The sequence below is a fragment of the Ahrensia marina genome, assembly GCF_001293565.1.
GTDB classification, from domain to species: domain Bacteria; phylum Pseudomonadota; class Alphaproteobacteria; order Rhizobiales; family Rhizobiaceae; genus Ahrensia; species Ahrensia marina.
In genome coordinates this window covers 226,021-248,081 of record NZ_JXMU01000002.1, presented here as the reverse complement: position 1 = coordinate 248,081, position 22,061 = coordinate 226,021, and the positions used below count along the sequence as shown (strand labels likewise).

19 protein-coding genes and 2 pseudogenes are annotated in these 22,061 nt (G+C 49.4%); 4 read left to right on the top strand and 17 right to left on the bottom strand.

Going from position 1 to position 22,061, the window contains the following annotated elements; genetic code table 11:
• The 9 genes from SU32_RS02650 to SU32_RS02610 form a co-directional block, all read right to left on the bottom strand.
• Positions 1-1,164, bottom strand: coding sequence for an isovaleryl-CoA dehydrogenase (locus tag SU32_RS02650; protein WP_053997767.1), 1,164 nt, complete (start codon positions 1,162-1,164; stop codon positions 1-3).
• Positions 1,165-1,176: 12 nt separating this feature from the next.
• Positions 1,177-1,782 carry a TetR/AcrR family transcriptional regulator gene (locus tag SU32_RS02645; RefSeq protein ID WP_053997766.1) on the bottom strand — a complete coding sequence of 202 codons (606 nt, stop codon included), beginning with the start codon at positions 1,780-1,782 and terminating at the stop codon, positions 1,177-1,179.
• A 98-nt stretch (positions 1,783-1,880) separates the two neighbouring features.
• A complete protein-coding gene (locus SU32_RS02640; RefSeq protein WP_144421010.1) occupies positions 1,881-3,152 on the bottom strand; it encodes a phenylacetate--CoA ligase family protein in 1,272 nt (423 codons plus the stop codon).
• A 9-nt stretch (positions 3,153-3,161) separates the two neighbouring features.
• Entirely contained in the window at positions 3,162-3,998 is an 837-nt protein-coding gene (locus tag SU32_RS02635) for an ABC transporter ATP-binding protein (RefSeq protein WP_053997764.1), read from the bottom strand.
• 62 nt (positions 3,999-4,060) lie between these two features.
• Positions 4,061-5,287, bottom strand: coding sequence for an ABC transporter substrate-binding protein (locus tag SU32_RS02630; RefSeq protein WP_053997835.1), 1,227 nt, complete (start codon positions 5,285-5,287; stop codon positions 4,061-4,063).
• 86 nt (positions 5,288-5,373) lie between these two features.
• Positions 5,374-6,444, bottom strand: coding sequence for a branched-chain amino acid ABC transporter permease (locus SU32_RS02625; RefSeq protein ID WP_053997763.1), 1,071 nt, complete (start codon positions 6,442-6,444; stop codon positions 5,374-5,376).
• Positions 6,445-6,446: 2 nt separating this feature from the next.
• Positions 6,447-7,340, bottom strand: a complete 894-nt coding sequence (locus SU32_RS02620) for a branched-chain amino acid ABC transporter permease (protein WP_053997762.1) — start codon at positions 7,338-7,340, stop codon at positions 6,447-6,449.
• Positions 7,341-7,349: 9 nt separating this feature from the next.
• Positions 7,350-9,290 (bottom strand): AMP-binding protein, encoded by a 1,941-nt coding sequence (locus SU32_RS02615; protein WP_425394256.1) that lies wholly within the window; start codon positions 9,288-9,290, stop codon positions 7,350-7,352.
• Positions 9,287-10,087, bottom strand: coding sequence for an ABC transporter ATP-binding protein (locus SU32_RS02610; RefSeq protein ID WP_053997761.1), 801 nt, complete (start codon positions 10,085-10,087; stop codon positions 9,287-9,289). The genes SU32_RS02615 and SU32_RS02610 overlap by 4 nt, the downstream gene beginning before the upstream one ends.
• A 165-nt stretch (positions 10,088-10,252) precedes the next feature.
• Here SU32_RS02610 and SU32_RS02605 point away from each other — a divergent pair, with 165 nt between their 5' ends.
• From SU32_RS02605 to SU32_RS17630, 4 genes and pseudogenes are all read left to right on the top strand, one after another.
• Positions 10,253-12,259, top strand: coding sequence for a PAS-domain containing protein (locus SU32_RS02605; protein ID WP_053997760.1), 2,007 nt, complete (start codon positions 10,253-10,255; stop codon positions 12,257-12,259).
• 14 nt (positions 12,260-12,273) lie between these two features.
• Positions 12,274-12,567: pseudogene (locus SU32_RS17640) on the top strand (response regulator transcription factor); the annotation flags it as partial.
• A pseudogene (locus SU32_RS17635) lies at positions 12,541-12,643 on the top strand (DNA-binding response regulator); the annotation flags it as partial. The pseudogenes SU32_RS17640 and SU32_RS17635, both read left to right, overlap by 27 nt.
• The gene (locus SU32_RS17630) at positions 12,634-13,005 is read left to right on the top strand and encodes a winged helix-turn-helix domain-containing protein (protein WP_425394258.1); all 372 of its coding nucleotides are present in this window, start codon (positions 12,634-12,636) and stop codon (positions 13,003-13,005) included. The pseudogene SU32_RS17635 and the gene SU32_RS17630, both read left to right, overlap by 10 nt.
• A gap of 2 nt (positions 13,006-13,007) precedes the next feature.
• Here the strand turns inward: SU32_RS17630 and SU32_RS02595 are convergent, their stop codons facing one another.
• From SU32_RS02595 to SU32_RS02560, 8 genes are all read right to left on the bottom strand, one after another.
• Complete coding sequence (locus tag SU32_RS02595) at positions 13,008-13,736, bottom strand: NUDIX hydrolase (RefSeq protein ID WP_053997758.1); 729 nt, start codon at positions 13,734-13,736, stop codon at positions 13,008-13,010.
• A gap of 4 nt (positions 13,737-13,740) precedes the next feature.
• On the bottom strand, positions 13,741-14,916 hold the full coding sequence (locus SU32_RS02590) for a thiolase family protein (RefSeq protein WP_053997757.1): 1,176 nt from the start codon (positions 14,914-14,916) through the stop codon (positions 13,741-13,743).
• A 9-nt stretch (positions 14,917-14,925) separates the two neighbouring features.
• Positions 14,926-15,696, bottom strand: coding sequence for an enoyl-CoA hydratase (locus SU32_RS02585; protein ID WP_053997756.1), 771 nt, complete (start codon positions 15,694-15,696; stop codon positions 14,926-14,928).
• The gene (gene mmsB, locus SU32_RS02580; RefSeq protein ID WP_245625481.1) at positions 15,689-16,573 is read right to left on the bottom strand and encodes a 3-hydroxyisobutyrate dehydrogenase; all 885 of its coding nucleotides are present in this window, start codon (positions 16,571-16,573) and stop codon (positions 15,689-15,691) included. The genes SU32_RS02585 and mmsB overlap by 8 nt, the downstream gene beginning before the upstream one ends.
• Before the next feature lie 11 nt (positions 16,574-16,584).
• Positions 16,585-17,616, bottom strand: a complete 1,032-nt coding sequence (locus SU32_RS02575) for an enoyl-CoA hydratase/isomerase family protein (protein ID WP_053997754.1) — start codon at positions 17,614-17,616, stop codon at positions 16,585-16,587.
• Positions 17,616-18,761, bottom strand: coding sequence for an acyl-CoA dehydrogenase family protein (locus SU32_RS02570; RefSeq protein ID WP_053997753.1), 1,146 nt, complete (start codon positions 18,759-18,761; stop codon positions 17,616-17,618). The genes SU32_RS02575 and SU32_RS02570 overlap by 1 nt, the downstream gene beginning before the upstream one ends.
• Before the next feature lie 26 nt (positions 18,762-18,787).
• Positions 18,788-20,290, bottom strand: coding sequence for a CoA-acylating methylmalonate-semialdehyde dehydrogenase (locus tag SU32_RS02565; RefSeq protein WP_053997752.1), 1,503 nt, complete (start codon positions 20,288-20,290; stop codon positions 18,788-18,790).
• Positions 20,291-20,503: 213 nt separating this feature from the next.
• Positions 20,504-22,009 carry a malonate--CoA ligase gene (locus SU32_RS02560; RefSeq protein ID WP_053997751.1) on the bottom strand — a complete coding sequence of 502 codons (1,506 nt, stop codon included), beginning with the start codon at positions 22,007-22,009 and terminating at the stop codon, positions 20,504-20,506.
• Positions 22,010-22,061: the final 52 nt, after the last annotated feature.

Genomic DNA, 22,061 nt, shown 5'->3' with positions numbered 1-22,061 from the left:
TTACGCCGTTTCTGCAAAGAGTTCGCGGCCAATCAACATGCGGCGAATTTCGCTTGTGCCTGCGCCGATTTCATACAGTTTTGCATCACGCAATAACCGGCCGGTCGCATATTCATTGATATAACCGTTGCCGCCCAGACACTGGATTGCTTCAAGGGCGACCTGTGTTGCTTTTTCAGCAGCGTAAAGAATACATCCCGCTGAATCCTTGCGGCTGGTTTCGCCGCGGTCGCAACCTTGTGCCACCGCATAAACATAGGCGCGGCAGGCATTCATTGTCGTGTACATATCAGCAAGCTTGCCTTGCATGAGCTGGAAAGTACCGATGGGTTTTCCGAACTGCTCACGTTCGTGAACATAAGGCATAACAATATCCAGCGCAGCGGCCATAATGCCAACCGGTCCGGCAGCAAGCACAACGCGCTCATAGTCAAGTCCGGACATCAAAACATTAACGCCCTTGCCTTCCTCTCCGAGAATATTTTCGAACGGTACCTCGCAATCATCAAACACCAGTTCGCAGGTGTTGGAACCGCGCATTCCAAGTTTGTCGAGCTTCTGGGCAGTTGAAAATCCGACCATGTCTTTCTCGATCAGGAAAGCTGTTATGCCTTTTGGCCCCGCATCGGGATCGGTTTTTGCATACACAACGAGCGTTGAGGCATCGGGACCATTGGTGATCCACATTTTATTGCCGTTGAGAATGAACTTATCATTCCGCTTTTCAGCACGTAATTTCATTGAAACAACATCAGAACCCGCGCCCGGTTCGGACATGGCCAGTGAGCCGACATGTTCGCCTGAAATCAGCTTTGGCAAATATTTCTTCTTCTGCTCATCTGTACCCCAGCGGTTAATCTGGTTGATGCAGAGATTGGAATGTGCGCCATAACTCAGGCCAACTGAAGCTGATGCTCGGCTGATCTCTTCAATGGCGACCGCATGTGCAAGATAGCCCATATCAGAGCCGCCATATTCTTCCGGCACGGTGATGCCATGAAGGCCAAGCGCCCCCAATTTTTCCCACAAGTCAGATGGAAACTCATTGGAAGCATCTATTTGCGCCGCGCGCGGTGCTATCTCGTCCTGCGCGAAACGCCGGACCATATCGCGCAGCGTACCAATGTCTTCACCCAAGCCGAAATCCATTGTCTGGTTAAACATCATCTTCTCCCGTTATTCTTTTGGTGCGGCAGTCAAACCAACCGACCCCATGACCATGCCAATATAAAGTTCTTCGATTTTTTGTTGTGACAACCGTCCGTCAGAGCGGTACCAAGTGTTAACGCCCGTCAACATCGCCAGTATTGCCATTGCCGCGACATGCGGATCAGATACGCTAAAAGTACCATCCTCCGTGCCATGCCGTAAAATTGTTTTGGCAACACTTTCATAAGTGTGGCGCTTGCGCTCGATTATACGAAATCCCTGATCCTCCAGCGACCGAAGCTCCATATAGGACAGAAACACTTCATCAGGCCTGCTAATATGGTAGCGGATATGGAACCTTACAAAACGCTCAAGCGCTGCCGCTGCATCCTCGTCGCACACTTCATCGTCCCAAGCCTTTAACAACGCATCCATATGCGCGTTTAATATAGCGACCAGAATTTCCTGCTTGTTGGGGTAATGCTGATAAATCGCGCTTGCCTGCACACCAACCGCGGCAGCGATCTGGCGCATGGACACGGCCGCATACCCAAAACGTGCAAAAAGCTTACAGCCTTCAGTGAGTATAGCCTCTGCCGTAACGCTTCCAACCGAGCCGACCTTACGCGCCATAGTAAAACCTACAATTAAATGAACGTTCGTTAAATTAATTCGTAATTGTACATGTGTCAAGCAATTGCAGCGCTGGCCAATAGCACGCTTGCTGTGTGTTAGCGCATATCCACGATGAATTTGCCATCGTCGGCAATTGTTCCGCGGTCAACTAAAGTTACTTTGGTTTTCACATGGCAAATCTCGCGGAACAAATTCGAGATTGTCTCGATTGCATCCGCTTCAGCTGTCTCTGTGAGGCGGTTTTCCAGTTCGCAGAACAACATGATGTCATCTTTTTCATTATCACGATCAATGACCAATCTCACCCGCTGCAGGCCCTCAACCGACTGGCACAGATAATTCAATTGGGTCGGGCGAACAAACATGCCCCTCACTTTTGAGGTCTGGTCTGCTCTTCCCAGCCATCCGGCCAGAACCGGCCCTGTTCTTGCGCCAATTGCGTCGCTTCGATCTTCTGGCTGCACGAATGCGGAAAGATCGCCTGTACCAAAACGAATAAGGGGATAATCCTCACGCAATGTCGTTACAACGACTTCTCCAACCGCACCGAATGGCATCGCTTCGCCTGTTTCAGGGTCAACGATCTCCACAATCACATCTTCATCGACAATCAGCTGACCGCTGGTATCGACTTCATAGCCGATCAGACCAAGTTCTGCTGTTGCATAACATTGGCGCACACTGACGTTTGATTTATCGAAAAACTCCCGCAAACCCGGTGTTAGCGCGCCCCCGCTAACGATAGCCTTTCTAATCGGCACCGGACCGCGATCAGCCGCCTGGCAGGCTTCAAGCAGTGTTTTCAAAAAGTCCGGCGTGCCGGCATATGCAACAGCGCCATATTGAAAGATCGCAGTAATTTGCTGCTCTAGCTGCGCGTTACCGGCCGGTATCACAGAGCAGCCGATTGAACGGGCCCCGGAATCGAAAATCCACGCTCCGGGAGTTAGGTGATAAGAGAACGTGTTGTGCACAATGTCACCGGCCTTAAAGCCAGCTGCTATCATTGCACGTGACGCGCGCCAAAATTCGGGCTTCATAAAGCCCGGCTCATGTATTGGACCAGGGGAAACAAATAGATAATCAGCAACAGTACCATTGGCGACAATCCCGCCAAAAGGAGCATCGTCACGCTGGATCGTAATCAAATCTTCTTTTCTTAAAATAGGGAGGTTCTGCAAATCAGACCAGCCTGTCAGAGAAGCTTCTTCGCCATATGCGCGGGCATAATAATTATTATCAGCCAGCTTGGCTAATTTTGCTATAAGCGCACTAAATTGCGCAGCACGCCTTTCCTCTTGAGGGCGATACTCGCGCGGGTCATGTGTCTCCACATCCATGGGCACTACTTTTCTGAACGTTTCCATGATTTCCCCTTAAAGCCAACGCTTGCGGCGTTTGAACGACTTGATATTTTTGAAGCTTTTGCGCTCGCCGCTACCACCGAGATAAAATTCTTTGATGTCTTCGTTTTCGCGCAATTCCGCTGCAGTGCCATCAAGCACGATCTTACCGTTTTCCATGATGTAACCATGCGAAGCGCAACTAAGCGCCATTGCCGCATTTTGCTCGACAAGCAATATCGTGACACCGAAGTCCCGGTTCAGCTTTTTAATGATGCCAAAAACTTCCTTGACCAGAAGCGGCGACAAACCCATCGACGGTTCGTCCATTAAAATGAGTTTCGGGCGAGCCATCATCGCGCGGCCAATCGCCAACATTTGCTGCTCGCCGCCGGAAAGATATCCGGCCAAACCGGTACGCTCTTTCAAGCGCGGAAAGTAAGAATAAACAAGATCGATATCATCGGCGATATTGGCGCGGTCCGTGCGCGTAAATGCGCCCAACTTCAGATTTTCCAGCACAGTCATATCCTGAATAATGCGCCGCCCTTCCATGACTTGAGAAATGCCGGAGCGTACAGTCGTGTCAGGTTCCTGATTGCTTATAATCTGGCCGTCAAACTTGATATCACCGCGTGTAATTTTGCCGTCTTCCGACTTTAGCAAACCACTAATTGCCTTTAGCGTGGTCGATTTTCCGGCACCATTAGCGCCAAGCAAGGCGGTGATTGAGCCGCGCTGAACTTCCAAGCTCAATCCACGAAGCACGAGCACATATTCGTTATAGACAACCTCAATGTTGTCGACTGCCAATAAGGTATCATTTTCCATGGCGACTGCTTTCTTCGGCTCAGTGGCGACCTGTAGCATTTCACTTGCTCCGGGTTGTAAGAGAGTGCTGCGGCCGGAATATCCGGCCGCAGATCGATGTTTTAGTAACCAATCCAATCGTCACGGCGTGGAAGCTCAACCGTGGAAATTTTCTCGATTTGCACCTCGCCGTCGACCAGCGAACCTTTGTTCACAGAGACGGTCGTCGTGCCGCGGTGATCTTTTTCAGTCCATGTTGACGGCTCACATACGCCTTCCAATCCGGCTGGAACCCAGTCAGTTTTTGCGTACATGCCATCACGGATGTTTTCGCCGGTAAGGCCGCCATTTGCCTTGGCCCACTCCATTGCCTCTTTCATATAGAAAGCGCTGCAAACGCCGCGAATGTAGTGGTGTGTCGGCTTCTGCGACTTGTCGGACGAGCCTTCCTCATAGATCTTTCTAACCAAATCCATTCCCGGTGCATCCGCTTCCCAGAATGGAGAGGCTGTCGGAAAGATATAATCCACAGCGCCTGAAGCCTCGATGGTCAGGTAATCGCCGCCCCAGATATTGGCCATGTAAGTAACGTCCGCACCGACAGTTTTACATGACTTCAACAATGAGACGACGGAGCCGCCCAAATTGGCTACGAAAGCATAGTTGGCGCCTGAGTCCTTAATGGTCAGACATTGTGCTTTAAAATCACCCGGTGCCATCGGGACGACGATTGGGTTAAGCACTTCAAGACCAAGCTCTGCCGCATATTCTGCACATGCTTCCTTGGGCGCATTTGGATAAGGATGGTTGTCGCCCAAGTGAACAAACTTGGCCTTTTCCAGTCCTTTTTCGTCAGCGTCAGCCTTGGCCCACTGCACCATCGCACGGCACGCATCCGAATAGCTTGGGCCATAGAAGAAGTTATAAGGCGCAGGCTTTTTTGTCTTCGGATTGATGCCGGTCGGATCTGTTAGATGCCCGGAATAAGATGCAGACCATGTTGGAATTTTGTCTTTCGCGACAAATGAAATCAATGCCTCGGTATCGCCGGTCCCCCAACCTTGCAAACCGACCATTTTCCCGTCTGATGTCCAACGCTTATATGTCGCAATCGCTTGCGGCACCTTGTAAGCATAGTCGATCTGATCAAGCTCAATAGTAGTTCCGTCAATACCGCCATTTTTGTTGATATATTCAACCGCGTCTTTGATGCCTGGTCCATAGAATTTACTTACGAACGCTGTCGGTCCGGTGTAATCAACCAGATTGCCCACGAAGATGCTGTCGGGACCGCTCTGCGCGTTAGCAGTAATACCACCCAACATTGTTACTGATGCAAGACCAGCCATAATAATTGAAAACTTTTTCAAGATATCCTCCCATTGTGCATTTAGGTGGCGACAATTCTCCCAAGTCGCCGCCGGTGAAATCCGTTTTAATAAGAGAACGGATATAGCTTTATCGATTTACGAGTTTGGCCGACGCGATGTGCGATCCCCTCCGGCTCGAAAATCAAGAATAAAATGATGACGGTACCCACCGTAATCTGCTCGATATAGGCTTTGCCATTTTCAATAAGCCCAAAGACAGTCGGCGCAATGGTGATTAAAAATCCGCTGATAAGCTGAACAAGCTGAGGCAGAAGCTCGATAAACATGGCACCCAGAAAAGCACCGGGAACCGAGCCCAATCCGCCGATAATAATCATCGCCAAAAAGTTGATTGAAAGCGATATCGAGAAAGTCTCAACCGACACAAATTCAATGTAGTGCGCGTATAGAGCGCCCGCGACACCGGCAAAAAATGACGAGATACCGAAGGCAAGAATACGGTATTTGGTCAGATTGATGCCCATGATCTCAGCCGACAAATAATGATCACGCACGGCAACAAGTGCACGCCCGTCACGCGAGCGCTTTAGATTAGCCACCGCGATCATGGAGATGACAGCCCAAGCGAGCACAACGTAGAAATATTTCTCATCGGTATCGAGGGGAATGCCAAAGAATTCCGGCTTTGACGCATCAACACCATAGCCATTGGTGAACCAAGTCGCGCGCGCAAAGAAGTCAACCAGAATGAACTGTGAAGCCAGAGTTGCGATCGCCAGATACAGCCCCTTGATGCGTGCTGCAGGCAAGCCGAATATCATGCCCACAATTGCGGTCATGACACCTGCAACCGGAATGGCGATTAACACCGGCACGCCATAATTATTGGCGAGATAGGCCGATGAAAATGCACCAAAGCCGTAAAACGCCGCGTGACCCAAACTGATCTGGCCGGTCATGCCCACAAGGACATTCAGACCCAGTGCAGAGATGCCAGAAATACCGACAAGAATAAGCAAATTGACGACATAGCTGCTGGCGAGAACCGGTGCCAAAATCAACACAAGAAGGGCGGCAGCGGCAGTCCAACCGATCATCTTGGTTTGGAATAAATACTGGTCGGTTTTATATGTTGTCCGAAAATCACCGCACGGGCGAAGTGCTGTCGATGCCATGATCAGATCCTCTCAATGTCGCGGGTGCCAAACAGACCGTAAGGCTTGATAACCAGAATGATGATTAGGACGTAGAACGGCGCAATCGTGTAGAGATTGCCCCATTGCAGATATTGGCCATCAACAAACTCGGCCAGATTTTCCAACAGCCCGATAATGACACCGCCTACAATCGCACCGACAATAGAATCGAGCCCGCCCACAATGACAGCGGGGAACACCTTGATGCCGATGACAGCAAGCGACGAGGATACACCGCTGACAATGCCGATGATAATACCGGCAATGCCGGACACCACCGCTGAAATAGCCCAGCTCATTGCAAATACCTGCCCGACCGACACACCAAGGCTTTGAGCAGCCTGCTGGTCATAAGCCGTTGCACGCATCGCAAGTCCATATTTTGAATATTGGAAAAATGCGTAGAACAGCGCCATCACGAAGACGGAAAGAACCAAGCTCATGATATAGGCCGTTTCAACCTGCAAGCCGAATAAAGATACGTTCTCGACCGGGAATATCTGCGGAAAGCTGGCGCTTGAATTACCAAAAGTCCAGTTCAGGATCGATTGCATGATAATCGAAAGAGCGATAGTCACCATAATGATTGAGATGATCGGCTCGCCGATCAATGGGCGCAAAATTACTGTTTGTATAAGGATGCCAAAAATCGTCATGAAAACGAGTGTGAACGGAAAGGCGATGTAAAATGGCAGTCCGGCCTTAACGACCATCGCCAGACATACCCAAGCGCCTAAAACCAGAAATTCACCTTGTGCGAAATTCACGACCTGTGTGGACTTGTAGATCAACACAAAACACATCGCGACAACGCCATAAAGCATGCCAACGATCAATCCGTTAGCCAGCAATTGTGTGAGCAGAAACCAGTTCATGTCATTCTCCTATTCCGCTGCCACGGGCAAGACAGGCACATCCTGACCAGGCAAGTCGCGAACGGCTATTTTGGTCTGGATGCGCTGCTGGGAGCCATCTTGGAAGGTGATCATTGTGTCGATATCGACATAGCCTTTGTCCGAGTAAATCGTGTCGATAATGTCGGCGTATTTTTCAGCAACCACAGAACGGCGCACCTTACGTGTGCGTGTCAATTCGCCATCATCGGCATCAAGCTCTTTGTAGAGCAAGACAAACTTTTTAATCTGCTGCGCTTCAGGAAGTGTCTTATTGATTTCGTTGATTTCGTTTTCGATCAACTCATACACTTCAGGCCGTGATGAAAGGTCCGTGTAGGTGGTGAAAGATATACGCCGTTTTTCCGCCCATTTGGCCAGAATAGAGTAGCGGATACAAACGATCGCAGCCAGATGATCGCGCCCTGCGCCAAGAATGACCGCTTCGCCGATATAAGGGCAGAACTTCAATTTATTTTCGATAAATTGCGGAGAGAACCGCAAGCCGCTGTTCATTTCGGCCAAGTCGACAATGCGGTCGATTACGACAAGATGACCGTTGCCATTGAAATAACCGGCGTCCCCTGTTTGCATCCAACCATCGACCATGTCTTTCTTGGATGCTTCTTCATTTTTATAATATCCCAGAAACATATTGTTGTGGCGGGTGACAATCTCACCAATGCCTTCAGCATCGGGGTCTTTGATCTCAACTTTAATATCATCGGTGAACGGGACGCCGACGGTATCGAAATCAACATCGCCCTGCCTGTGAATGGTATAAGCACCCAGAAGCTCAGTCTGGCCATAAAGCTGGCGCAAAGGCACACCCATCGCAAGGAAGAATTTGAATGTATCAGGGCCAAGCGCGGCACCGCCCGTTGCAGCCGAAGTTACGCGGCTTAATCCAAGTCGGTCTTTCAACGCATTAAACAAACCAATTTTGGCCAGTGTGGAGTTTTTACCCGCTTCGAACTTACTGATGCCGCGTTTTGAAAAGTAATCATAAAGCACGCGATTGACCCAGGATGAATCCATCATGCGCGCGCGCACGGTTGCCACAATGTCTTCCCATACACGTGGAGCAAACAGCACAAAGGTTGGACCAATTTCACGCAGGTCCGACATCGATGTTTCCGACGATTCAACGAAGTTAACCTTCATGCGTGAAATGAGCGACATTCCCACAGCGTAAATCTGCTCCATGATCCAAGGCATAGGCAGTGTGGATACATATTCGTCCATGTGGCTTTTCGGATCGACGCTCAAATAGTCATGGCAGTGATCAATTACGCTGCGTGCGGACAGCATTGCCAGCTTAGGATTGGATGTCGTGCCCGATGTTGCGCATAAAATTGCAACATCATCACCATTCGTCTGCGCGACCATTTCATCGTAACGGCCTGAAGCTTCTGCGTGGAGTTGATCACCAAGCTCGCGCAGTTCTTCCAAAGGCAGCAGGCGCGGATCATCATATTTGCGCATCCCACGCGGATCTTCATAGATGATTTTTTCAATTGACGGGCACTCGCCCGCAAGGTTCAAAAACTTGTCGACCTGCTCTTCATCTTCAGCAAAGATAAAACGTGCGCCGGCATAATTGACGAGATAGGCAAGCTCCTTCTCCATCAGATCACGGTAAAGACCCAAAGTATAAGCGCCGCATGCATGCGCAGCGATTTCGCCGGCAACCCAGTCGGGACGGTTGTCGCCGATCAAGCCGACAACATCGCCTTTCTTGATGCCCAGCTTTGTAAGCCCCAGAGCAATACGCCGTACATTGGTATTGTATTCGCCCCAACTCTGGCTCACCCAAATGCCAAAAGTCTTTTCGCGCAAAGCTGTTTCAGAAGGAAAATGCTTTGCATTGTCTGCAAGTAATTTTGGAAGTGTATCAAGACCGTTTCTTTTGGTAGCGACTGCGTTCATCATGCCACCTCTTTTTGTGTATCGGCTTCGATGTCGTCATCAAATTCAGCGCCAAGATAAGCCTTTTGAACGTGATCATTGGCCATCACCTCATCCGGCAAGCCATCACAGACTTTCGCGCCAAAATCGAGCACCATAACCCGGTCAGAAATATCCATGACAACGCCCATGTCATGCTCGATCATGATCACAGTCATGCCGAGTTCCTGATTGAGGTCTACAACAAAGCGCGCCATATCCTCTTTTTCTTCCATATTCATGCCAGCCATTGGCTCATCAAGAAGAACAAGTTTCGGGCCCAAAGCGATTGCCCGGGCAAGCTCTACGCGCTTACGCAATCCATAAGAAAGCGTGCCTGCCTGCGCGTTGCGAATATGCTGGATTTCAAGGAAATCAATAATATCCTCAACATGGCGCCGATGTTCCAACTCTTCTTTTTGCGCGCCAAACCAATAGGCCATACCGGTAAGAAAATTGTTTTTCAGAAGGTGGTGACGACCGACCATAATATTATCGAGAACTGTCATATGGTCGAAAAGAGCAAGGTTTTGAAATGTGCGGCCGATGCCGATTTCAGGCCGTTCGCTCGTTTTGCGACCGAGCAGTTCTTCACCCGCAAATTTGATTGACCCTTCATCAGGCGTGTAACGTCCTGATATGCAATTGAGCATTGATGTTTTGCCGGCCCCGTTAGGGCCAATTATGGAAAACAGCTCAGCTTCATCGACTGAAAAGCTGACATTTTGAAGCGCTTTAATACCGCCAAATGACAAAGAAATATTGTCAACCTGCAAGAGCATATGACCAAGTCCTCCCAAACTTAAACCTGTAATACGCAGTTAACATTGCATAAGAATTTCACGAATATTACGAAATGTTGCAGCCCGAAAACTGCTCTGTAAATCGAGCATTTTCCATGTAAGTGTGACATCATACGCAGGTCGCCTCAAAGGAGTTTCGCACACGTGCACGCTGATAATTCTAAACAAGCACGGAATTTAACTGCTGAAAATCTTGTCGTTCAGCAGGGTATACAGCTTATTCAGCAAGCCCTCTCTATCTTTGACCGCGACATGAAATTGCTGGTTTATAATCAACGATTTATAGAAATGTTTGACTTGCCGGAAGGAATGATTTTTCCCGGTCTTTCATTTGCAGACCTAACTTTATTTTTGGCGCGGCGCGGTGAATTTGGACCGGGCGACCCTGTTGAACTGGCGCGTGACCGTGTGGAACGCGCAAGCCGTTTTGAGGCTCACTACTTCGAGCGTTCGCGTCCGAACAATCGCAGAATTTCTGTTGAAGGCCACCCGTTGGACGATGGTGGCTGGGTTACAATCTATTCCGATATTACCGAAGCTTGGCGAAACGAGCAGGTATTGCGGGCACGAAGTGACGAACTGTCCGATAAACTGCTCCGCCGCACAGGCCAGCTTTCCGAGACAAACCGCAAATTGGAAGCAACCAACAGAGCGCTCTTAAAAGCAAAATCGGAGCTTGAAGATTCAGAGAACCGAATACGGGCGATTACGCGCGCTGTACCGGCACATATCGCTTATATCGACACTAATTTTACCTATCAGTTTTCCAATAACCGTTTCTCCAGCGTTATGGGTATTGATCGTCATGACCTTGTTGGCAAAACAATTTCGCAAGTGTTTCCAAAGCGGATTGCCAATCTCATCATCCCGCAACTCAAAGCATCCTTTGCGGGCAAAACGGTAACGTTCAGCTATGAAGTCGAGAATGTAAGAGGCGAGATACAATCTGTACGCACAACATTCTCACCGGATTTTGGAAAGTCCGGAGAGGCACAAGGTGCTTTTGTACAGTCGCTTAATGTTTCGGCCGAGATGGCCGCCACCGAGATTCAGTTGCGCGCCAAGCGACTGGAAACGACAAACCAACTGACCAGCGGTCTGGCTCATGACTTTTCGAACATTCTGACTGTTATTCTGGGCAATCTTGAGCGCTTGGGCAAAGATTTGGATGCGCCACTTAAAGAGCTCTTACACTCGACAGAACAGGCCGCCCGGCGCGGGACGCGTATCATCGACAATCTGATGTCTTATGTGTTCAGCCAAAAACTAGAGCCAAAACCCACAAATATTTCGAGATTGCTTCGCAATCTTATCCGTCTATTTGCGTCTTCTTTGTCCAGTTCAATTTCCATTGAGCTTGATATTGAAGCAGAAGACATTGTCCTGCAGCTTGATGAAGGTGCCTTTCAAGACGCGCTCCTCAATTTGTTATTTAACGCGCGCGATGCCATTGAAACGCACGATGGCGAAGGCACTATCACAGTTGCGGCGCAATTGATGGTCTCACCAGAATTACAATCCGGCATTCTGATTTCTGTTACAGATACCGGACATGGCTTTTCAGAAGATGCCATTACAAAAGGCACAGAGCCATTTTTCACGACCAAACCTCAAGGCAAAGGAACAGGTTTGGGGCTTTCGATGGTTCATGGTTTTCTTGAGCAATCAGGCGGATGGCTGCAACTCAAAAATGCGAAAAATGGCGGCGGTCAAGTCGAACTGTATATTCCGATGGAGCGCAACGACGAAAAGGTGACGGCCCATGATCAAATTCCGTTTGATGCTGAAGGCCAGCTAATTCTTATTGTTGACGATGACCCTGAAATGCGGACACTTATACGCAATTATCTTGGCGATTTGGGATTGCCCTGTCTGGAGGCAGATGGTGCAGAGGAGGCATTGACGCTCGTCAAACAAGTTGGTGAAATTACCGGTGTGGTCAGCGACATTATCATGCCGGGAAATTTAACAGGTGTCGACTTGGCCGCTCAATGGAGGCAATATCATCCAACACTGGCAATCCTGTTGATAACCGGTTTGCCGCGCCAACATAAATTGGTTCAGTCTACGCGTGAAAATCACGAGGTTTTACGCAAACCGTTTGATAAAGATGTATTCAAGAAGACACTCATAAAAGTTCTCACAAGCTAGCTGATGGTTGAAAAATGACAAATCCCGCCGAAGGTAAGATTGCAATCATCGAGGACGATAAAGATATTGCCGCGAACATTCAGGTTGCATTGAATGACTATGGATTTGATTGCAAAATCTTTGCAAGCGCCTCTGAGTTTTATGACGGCATTGATGGCATGAAGCCGGACCTATGTTTGGTCGACCTTGGCCTGCCCGATCAAAACGGACTGGATGTCATCAAAAAACTCAATGACAACGCCGATGTTGCCAGTATCATTATTTCTGGAAGGCGCGCTTTAACCGATAAAATCGTCGGTCTGGAAATGGGCGCAGACGACTATATTTCCAAACCCTTTGAGACCGCAGAACTGGTTGCACGTGTTCGCACGGTGATGCGCCGCATCAATAAAGCCCGCCGTACGAACGACCAAGCGCTCCAGCCATCTAAGGCAAAATTTGATAATTGGACCCTTGATATGATCAATTACACGCTGGCGCATCAGGATGGAACCAGCACACAATTGAGCATGGCAGAGATGGACATTATGAAAATGTTTCTCGAAGGGGCCAACCGCCTATTTTCCCGCGCACAAATTTTAGATAATTTAAAACTCGATCCTGACCAGAATTTTGACAGGTCGATTGATGTGCGTATCTCACGTTTACGCTCGAAATTATGCGAAAGCACGCAGTCACCCAAGTTTATCAAGACTGTATATGGCGGCGGCTATATGTTTGTTGCCAATGTTGAATGGGTAAACTGACTTTAGCTGGCGTTTCTGCCCGGCACCTTAATGATGGTTTTGCCATCTTTTTTGACGACAACCGGCTCAACGGGCTGAACACTGCCGCGCGCCAAACCGCTAATAGCTTCACTCACTGAGTTATATTCAAGCAAATCTTTCAGCGTCCAATACGTCGGTGGCACCAGCAGGTACTCGCCCCGCGCGCTCTTTGCCAAAGCCTCGTTTGGCGTGAACCAACCTGCCTGAACAGCCTCATAATTGTCTGGCGCAGGAACCTGATATTTCGGAAATTCGGCAAGAAAGAAATAGGTATCGAAACGCTTTGGCATAGCTTTTGGCGTAACCCAGCGCGAGATTAAATGCAGTGCTTCAAAATCAAAAACCAGACCGCTACCAGCGGCAAATTGACCGATATTTGCAGCGTGCGCGACAAGCTGTTTGCGCCACGTAGAAAGAGCCGTAATATCCTGCTCTAACAAGTGCTGCCCACCTCTTTTGGCAAGTAACACACCGACCTCTTCAAAAGTCTCGCGTATCGCCGCTGTTTTGAAGTGACCAAGCGGGTCATCTGGCAAAACTTCCATATCGCCTGGTGAAACTTTGCCACCGGGAAAGACCAAGGCATTAGGTTGGAAATCCATCGTGGCGGCACGAACAGTCATATAGGTTTCCAACCCACCAGCACCGTCACGCAGCAATATAATTGTTGCCGCATCAATGGGCGTTGCGATCTGCTCTTTGAATGCCATCGCCCTAACGTTCGATCGCGATCGACATTCCCTCGCCGCCACCGATACAAATCGATGCGATGCCGCGCTTTAAATCACGCTCTTCAAGTGCATTTAAAAGTGTAACGATAATACGCGCTCCTGACGCACCGATGGGATGTCCCAAAGCACAGGCTCCTCCGTTCACATTCATGTTTTGATGTTCTATCGAAAAGTGCTGCATGAAGACCATCGGCACAACAGCAAAGGCCTCGTTAACCTCCCACAGGTCCACGTCCTGAACAGACCACCCGATTTTTTTCAAAAGCGCTTCAGTTGCGCCGACGGGTGCTGTTGTAAACCATTCCGGTTCACGTGCATGGGAAGCATAACCGACGATACGAGCCCGTGTGGCCAGTCCTTGCGATTTTGCTTCCTCGGTACTTGCCAGAACGAGCGCTGCCGCACCATCAGAGATAGACGAGGCGTTCGCGGCGGTCACCGTTCCATCTTTTGCAAAGGCAGGTTTTAGTTGCCGTATTTTTTCCGGACGGGCTTTTTGCGGCTGTTCATCGTCGACGCATTCGATCTCGCCGCTACGTGACTTAATAACCACTTTTGCAATTTCATTGGTGAATTTACCGGTGCTTTGGGCTTCCTGCGCCCGGCTTAAAGATGCCAGCGCATAATCGTCCTGCGCTTCACGTGTCAACTGATATTTGGAAGCGCACATTTCGGCAAACTTGCCCATTAGCGCGCCTTTCTCATAGGCATCTTCGAGCCCGTCAAAAAACATGTGATCGATAAGCTGGCTATGACCAAGACGGACACCGCTGCGGCTGTTCAGCGACAGGTAAGGCGCTCTTGTCATGCTTTCCATACCGCCTGCGACCACAGTCTTTGCAGAACCGGAAGCAATCTGGTCGCATGCCGTTGTGACAGATTTCATGCCAGAGCCGCAAACTTTGCTGATTGCCGTACATGGTATATTAATCGGCACATTCGCAGCCAGACTTGCTTGCCGCGCCGGAGCCTGACCAACCCCCGCAGGAAGCACGATCCCCATCAGCACTTCATCAATGTTTTGCGGTGACAGCGTGCTTTCTTTGAGCGCTGCGGCAATGGCAACACCGCCAAGATCGGGAGCGCTTACACTGCCAAGGGCACCCTGAAAACCGCCCATCGGCGTGCGCTTTGCACCCGTAATAACAACACCGGTCATCGTGATCTCCTAACGCCCTTTAAAGGCAGCTTTGCGCTTTTCGGTAAAGGCTGCCATGCCTTCAGCCTGATCTTCTGTTGCAAACAATGAATGGAAGACACGACGCTCAAACAGAATGCCTTCTTGCAATGATGTTTCCAGCGCGCGTTCCACACTTTCGCGAGCAAGCAATGTGGATGCCTTGCCAAAACCGGCAATGGTTTCGGCAATTTTCAGTGTTTCAGGGACAAGCGCATCATCAGGAAAAATACGGGCAACAAGATTGGCTTCCAGCGCTTCGGCAGCATTCATCATCTTGCCTGTTAAAATCATATCCATAGATTTTACTTTACCGACAAGCTTGGTCAAACGCTGCGAGCCTCCCATACCGGGAATGACGCCGAGTTTGATTTCCGGCTGTCCGAATTTTGCGCTTTCACTGCAATAGATAATATCGCACATCATCGCCAATTCGCAGCCACCACCGAGCGCGAAACCGGAAACTGCGGCGATTTTCGGTGTACGTAGCTTTGCAAAAGCATCCCAACCTGAAAAGAAATCCTCATGGAACACATCCATATAGTCTTTGTCCGACATCTCTTTGATATCTGCGCCGGCTGCGAATGCTTTTTGCGATCCAGTGATAACAAAACACCCCACATTCGGGTCTCTGTCATAAGGCTTTAGCTCGGTTGCAAGCTCGTTCATCACCTGACTGTTGAGCGCATTCAGTGCTTCAGGGCGATTTAAAGTGACAAGAACGACACGGCCATCCTGTTTAATTTTTATGAGTTCAGCCATTGGAATCTCCCCGCGCTGCAGATTTGAAGAATTCAAGTGCGGCAGAAAAGTCCTTGCCCGTCCCGTCATTATCGACAAATTTCTGATAAAAGCCGGCGGCCCGCTCTCCCATTGGCGTGTCAGCATCTACCAGTTCGGCCGCAGATTGCGACAGCAACAAATCCTTGAGCATTAATTCGGCTGCAAAGCCCGGCTTATAATCATTGTCGGCGGGACTTTGAGGACCAACACCGGGTGCAGGACAATAGGTGTTCACAGACCAGCAGGAACCTGAAGAGGTCGAGACCACATCAAATAATTTTTGAGGGTCAAGCGACAGTTTTTCACCCAGCGCGAATGCCTCGCATACACCGATCATCGAAATACCGAGGATCATATTATTACAAATTTTTGCCGCCTGTCCGGCTCCGCCCTCACCGCAATGAACGATTTTCCCGCCCATTATCTCAAGCAGAGCTTTTGCTTTATCAAAAGCGTCCTGACTGCCACCGGCCATAAAGGTCAAGCTACCGGCCTGAGCGCCGCCCACACCGCCGGATACGGGCGCATCAACACTGAGGATTTCTTTCGACGCACAAGCCGCATGGACAGCGCGTGCGCTTTCAATATCAATGGTTGAACAATCAATCAGCACAGTTGAAGACACCATATGTTCAAGGGCTTTCTCGCACACCTCTTTAACAATACGTCCATTGGGCAGCATCGTAATAACGCAATCCATGTCAACTACTGCATCAATAATGGTCTCAACCTGCTTTACGCCCTCAGCGGTAGCGCCTGCAGCATCAAGACCAAAAACGTCATGCCCCGCCTTGGCGAGGTTAGCCGCCATCGGAGCGCCCATATTACCAAGACCAATAAAACCAACGCGCATAATCACTCCCTCCCTTATAGCTTTAAACTGCCACCTTCGGGCGTTCGAAGCATTGAATGTATCTGTGTTAATGTAACATCGTTGATCGATGCGTGGCGCCATTGCGGATTGCGGTCCTTGTCAATAACTGCCGCACGAACGCCTTCCAGAAAGTCACCGCATTTCATTGCGCGCGAGACAAAGCAGAACTCGCGTTTCAACGCCTCTTCAATGCCCGGCTCATCGCGCGCCTGGCGAATAAGCTCGAAAGTCACCTGACAGGACAGCGGCGAACCACGTTCAATTTTCTCACGCGCATCAGCAGCCCAATCGGCTTGGGATTGTGCCAGATCGCTCATCACATCTTCTAGGCGACCGCGCGAAAACACTTTGCTGATATCGGATTGAATTGACGACAATTCTGACTTTGAGGATTTCTTGAAATACCGTTCAATGTCGGCAAATTCACCGCTTTCACAAAGTGTCTTTTTGATCTCGGCAAGAGTATCACTTGGTGCGAACCAATCTGCAAATCCACAGTAAATCGCGTCTGCGCCATTCATACGATAGCCTGTCAGTCCAAGATATTCGCCAAGATAACCCGGTGCGTGCGTAAGCAGCGATGTGGTTCCGACATCAGGAACCAAACCAATCCCACATTCCGGCAATGCAATCTTTGTTTTTTCTGTAACAATGCGATGCGAACAGTGCGCCGATATGCCAACGCCCCCGCCCATAACAATACCGTTCATAAAGGCGATTATCGGCTTTGGATAACGACTCATAAGAGCATTAAGGCGATACTCGTCGCGCCAATACTTCTGACCGCTGTAATAGTCCTGATTCATGCCCTGATTGTAGAGCTCGACAATATCACCGCCCGCGCAAAATGCTGTTTCATTTTCAGCATCAATCATCACGCATTTTATGGTGTCGTCCTCGAACCAGTCTTTCAGCGCTGCCTCTATCTTTAGCACCATATCATGCGACAGGGCATTAAGTGATTTGGGGCGCGTTAGCGTTATGTGACCAACCGGCCCTTTTTTACGAATAGATAAATCAGGCACTATTTATTCTCTGCTATTAAGGCACGGGCCGTAATCATCGACATGATTTCATTGGTTCCTTCAAGGATTTTGTGCACACGAAGGTCACGCACAATTTTCTCGATGCCGTAGTCTTCCAGATATCCGTAGCCGCCATGAATTTGCAGAGCATCATTGGCGACATCAAAGGCAGTGTCCGTTACAAAGCGTTTCGCCATGGCGCAAAACTTGGTGGAATCATGCGTTTTTTTATCCAGCTTTGACGCTGCCTTGAGCAACAAAGCTCGCGCAGCCTGCATCCGCATTTCCATATCCGCCAAGCGAAACTGCAATGACTGAAACTGGTCAATGGTTTTGCCGAAAGCCTTGCGCTCACCGGCATAGGCGACAGACTTATCAAGTGCTGTTTGCGCGCCGCCCAGAGCCGCCGCCGCGATGTTCAAGCGCCCGCCGTCAAGGCCGGACATCGCATAGCTGAAACCAGCCCCTTCATCACCAAGCAAATTGGTTGCCGGAACGTAGCAATCGTCAAATTGCACCTGCGTTGTCGGCTGGGCTTTCCACCCCATTTTTTTCTCAAACGCGCCGAAACTTAGGCCAGTAGTTCCGGCTTCCACCAATAATGTTGAAATGCCTTTTGGGCCCTCACCGCCTGTGCGGCACATAACGATGTAAAGATCGGAATAATTGCCGCCCGAAATGAACGCCTTGGTACCGTTCAAAACATATTGATCATCTTTGAGCTCTGCTTTGGTTCGAAGCGCAGCAGCATCGGAACCCGAACCAGGCTCGGTCAGGCAATAAGATGCAACCTTCTCAAATGAGCACAATTGCGGCAGCCACTTCGCCTTCACTTCATCCGAACCATACTGGTCGATCATCCAGGCGCACATATTGTGGATCGAAATAAATGCCGCAACTGATGGGCAAGCCATAGAAAGTGCCTCAAACACCAATACGGCGTCCGTGCGCGTCAAGCCGGAGCCGCCATGTTCCTCAGACACATAAATGCCCGCCAAACCCAGTTCACCAACCTGTTTCAACAGCGAGCGGGGAATTGTGCCTTCCTGCTCCCATTGAGAGGCAAATGGCGCAATATGCTCCTCGCCAAAGGCTTTCGCCATGTCGAAAATTGCTTGTTGTTCTTCTGTGAACTCAAAATCCATGCCACCACTCCAGCATTGTTATCCGTTCAATTCATCGTCGGTATTGAGAATTCCGCCCCGTCCTTGATACCAGAAGGCCAACGCGATGTTACTGTTTTTGTTCGGGTGTAGAATTTGAATGCGTCAGCACCATGTTGGTTCAGATCACCAAAACCTGACCGTTTCCAGCCACCAAATGTATAATAGGCCAGCGGAACAGGAATAGGAACATTAACGCCCACCATGCCGATATTGATGCGGGACGCAAAATCACGCGCGGCATCACCGTCGCGTGTATAGATTGAAACGCCATTGCCGTATTCGTGGCTCATGGCCAAATCCAACCCTTCTTCATAGGTTTTCGCACGAAAAACCGAAAGGACTGGGCCGAATATTTCCTCTCTGTAGATCGACATATCTTTGGTGACATTGTCAAAAAGACAAGCGCCCATAAAGAAGCCGTTTTCATAGCCCTGCATCGAAAACTCACGGCCATCCACAATAAGGTCTGCTCCAGCTTCCACACCCGCATCGACATAATTTTTAACGCGCTGCAGCGCTTCCTTAGTAACAAGCGGGCCAAAATCAGCATCGTCGCCGGATGAATAGGGTGCAATTTTCAATGCTTCCACACGTGGGGTCAGCTTGTCGATCAATCGGTTTGCAGTTTCTTCACCCACGGGCACAGCAACAGAAATTGCCATGCAGCGTTCGCCCGCAGCACCGTAACCCGCGCCGATAAGCGCATCAGCAACCTGATCCAGATCAGCATCCGGCATGATAATCATATGGTTCTTGGCGCCGCCAAAGCATTGAACGCGCTTTCCGTTCGCACAGCCACGTGTGTAGATATATTCTGCAATCGGTGTCGACCCGACAAAGCCAACCGCTTCAATGTCCTGATGGTCTAAGATACCATCAACGGTTTCCTTATCGCCGTTCACGACATTGAGAATACCTTTGGGCAAGCCTGCCTCGATCATCAGTTCAGCCAACATGATTGGCACAGAAGGATCGCGCTCGGATGGTTTGAGAATAAATGAATTGCCGGAAGCGATTGCAGGACAGAACTTCCACATCGGTATCATGGCAGGGAAGTTAAACGGCGTAATACCCGCTACCACACCCAATGCTTGAGGCATGGAATACATATCAATGCCGGGGCCAGCGCCTTCGGAAAACTCACCCTTCATCATGTGAGGTGTCCCAATGCAAAACTCGGCAACCTCAAGACCGCGGATCACATCACCTTTGGCATCGGGCAGCGTTTTGCCGTGCTCTCGCGACAAGGCCTCAGCGAGCTTATCCATATCCCTATGTAACAATTGCACGAAATTCATAAACACGCGTGCGCGTTTTTGAGGATTGGTAGCGGCCCATTGTGGCTGCGCTGCTTTGGCAATCGCAACAGCCTTATCGAGTTCAGATTGGCTGGCAAGAGCAACTTCAGCCTGAACTTCCCCAGTCGCAGGATTGTAAACATCTGCCGTGCGGCCCGATGTTCCTGCAACTTGCTGTCCGTCAATAAAGTGCCCGATTTGCTTTGTCATACAAGTCTCCAACCATAAAGCATCATTGATTGGGGAAATGCGCGAGGGACTAAAATGCCGTTTGTATCGACAGTCTAACCGGATAATCCGTTATTGAATGTGCTCGCACGTCCTCCCAAACGTCAATACGGATTAGTAAAGAACTATTTCCAAAGAATTTCATGAATGTTGCGAAATATTACAAGCCGCCAGAACGCAGGAAGCGATGAGCAATTAAGCGCTGGTATAACGGTCCCTCAGAATGTTTTTCTGTACTTTACCCATCGTGTTTCTTGGGAGTTCTTCAATGATTTCATAGCGCTTGGGCTGTTTAAATCGCGCCAGAGATTTTCGCATATTTTCTTCGATAGCAGATAAGTCCAGCTGCCTGCCCTTTTGTGGCACTAAAACAGCAAGCACGCTCTCGCCAAAATCGGCATGCGGAACGCCGATAACAGCACTTTCCAGGACGTAATCCTGATCATCAAGGATGAGTTCAATTTCTTTGGGATAGATATTATATCCACCTGATATAATCAGATCCTTATTGCGACCAACGATGCTTACATAACCATCTTCATCTACGTGTCCCAGATCACCGGTGATGAAGAAGCCATTGTCGCGAAGCTCTTCTTTGGTCTTCTCCGGCATTTGCCAGTAGCCCTTAAAAACATTCGGGCCGCGAACTTCAATGACGCCGATTTCACCGGTTGGTAATTCCTCGCCACTTTCGGGATGACACACTTTCAATTCAACATTGGGAAGCGGAAAACCAACAGTGCCTGCACGGCGCTCACCCTCATAAGGATTGGACGTATTCATATTTGTTTCAGTCATTCCGTAACGTTCTAAAATACGGTAGCCTGTCCTGGCTTCAAACTGAATATGCGTATCAGCTAAAAGCGGCGCAGAGCCGGATACGAAAAGACGCATATGTGAAACACGATCTTTGGTAAAACGCTCGTCATCAAGCAGCCGTGTATAGAATGTCGGCACCCCCATCATCGATGTGGAACGGGGCAGATTTTCAATGATTTGATCAATATCGAACTTGGGCAGAAAGATCATCGACCCGCCTGCCGCGAGCGTCACATTACAGGCTACAAACAAACCATGTGTATGAAAGATCGGGAGCGCATGAAGCAGCACATCTTTTGATGTGAACTGCCAATAATCAACCAGTGTCAGCGCATTTGACAAGAGATTGTCTTGCGTAAGCATCGCACCTTTAGAGCGCCCTGTTGTGCCCGATGTATAAAGGAATGCAGCCAGATCATCGCCGTTTCGCTCAACAGTCTCGAAATTATCCGGCTGGCTTTGCGCGATCTCAGTAAAACTCCCACCGCCTTCACCGCCCATCGTTTCCAAGCCTGCGCTATGTCTGTCGGTAACGGGCTTGAGAGCGTCATATTTGTCAGGCGAGCAGAGCACTAATTTTGCGCCGGCGTTGTCGACAAAATAGTCGATTTCATCTGCTGTATATCCAGTGTTAAGCGGCAAGAACACAACACCGGATTGAACACACGCCGCATAAACGGCCAATGCTTCAGGCGATTTATCAACTTGCAATGCAAGTCTGTCGCCAGCCTGTAGACCAAGATGTCGAATTGTATTGGCAAAACGCGCTGCCATTTTCAAAAAAGCATCATGCGAGAACACCGCTCCGCAAGAGAGCATCAAAAACGTCGTATCTTTACCCGCATGTTTACCAAAGAGCTTGTCAAAGAGAGGATTGGTCATGGATAGCGCTTCTCCTTTTCAAGCTATCTGCACCCCGATCAAGAGATGCAGA

Excerpts from the sequence above, each read along its gene's own strand:
- SU32_RS02650 (WP_053997767.1), bottom strand. The coding sequence starts at position 1,164 with ATGTTTAACCAGACAATGGATTTCGGCTTGGGTGAAGACATTGGTACG.
- SU32_RS02645 (WP_053997766.1), bottom strand. The coding sequence starts at position 1,782 with ATGGCGCGTAAGGTCGGCTCGGTTGGAAGCGTTACGGCAGAGGCTATA.
- SU32_RS02640 (WP_144421010.1), bottom strand. The coding sequence starts at position 3,152 with ATGGAAACGTTCAGAAAAGTAGTGCCCATGGATGTGGAGACACATGAC.
- SU32_RS02635 (WP_053997764.1), bottom strand. The coding sequence starts at position 3,998 with ATGCTACAGGTCGCCACTGAGCCGAAGAAAGCAGTCGCCATGGAAAAT.
- SU32_RS02630 (WP_053997835.1), bottom strand. The coding sequence starts at position 5,287 with ATGGCTGGTCTTGCATCAGTAACAATGTTGGGTGGTATTACTGCTAAC.
- SU32_RS02625 (WP_053997763.1), bottom strand. The coding sequence starts at position 6,444 with ATGGCATCGACAGCACTTCGCCCGTGCGGTGATTTTCGGACAACATAT.
- SU32_RS02620 (WP_053997762.1), bottom strand. The coding sequence starts at position 7,340 with ATGAACTGGTTTCTGCTCACACAATTGCTGGCTAACGGATTGATCGTT.
- SU32_RS02615 (WP_425394256.1), bottom strand. The coding sequence starts at position 9,290 with ATGATGAACGCAGTCGCTACCAAAAGAAACGGTCTTGATACACTTCCA.
- SU32_RS02610 (WP_053997761.1), bottom strand. The coding sequence starts at position 10,087 with ATGCTCTTGCAGGTTGACAATATTTCTTTGTCATTTGGCGGTATTAAA.
- SU32_RS17630 (WP_425394258.1), top strand. The coding sequence starts at position 12,634 with ATGCGCCGCATCAATAAAGCCCGCCGTACGAACGACCAAGCGCTCCAG.
- SU32_RS02595 (WP_053997758.1), bottom strand. The coding sequence starts at position 13,736 with ATGGCATTCAAAGAGCAGATCGCAACGCCCATTGATGCGGCAACAATT.
- SU32_RS02590 (WP_053997757.1), bottom strand. The coding sequence starts at position 14,916 with ATGACCGGTGTTGTTATTACGGGTGCAAAGCGCACGCCGATGGGCGGT.
- SU32_RS02585 (WP_053997756.1), bottom strand. The coding sequence starts at position 15,696 with ATGGCTGAACTCATAAAAATTAAACAGGATGGCCGTGTCGTTCTTGTC.
- SU32_RS02570 (WP_053997753.1), bottom strand. The coding sequence starts at position 18,761 with ATGGATTTTGAGTTCACAGAAGAACAACAAGCAATTTTCGACATGGCG.
- SU32_RS02565 (WP_053997752.1), bottom strand. The coding sequence starts at position 20,290 with ATGACAAAGCAAATCGGGCACTTTATTGACGGACAGCAAGTTGCAGGA.
- SU32_RS02560 (WP_053997751.1), bottom strand. The coding sequence starts at position 22,009 with ATGACCAATCCTCTCTTTGACAAGCTCTTTGGTAAACATGCGGGTAAA.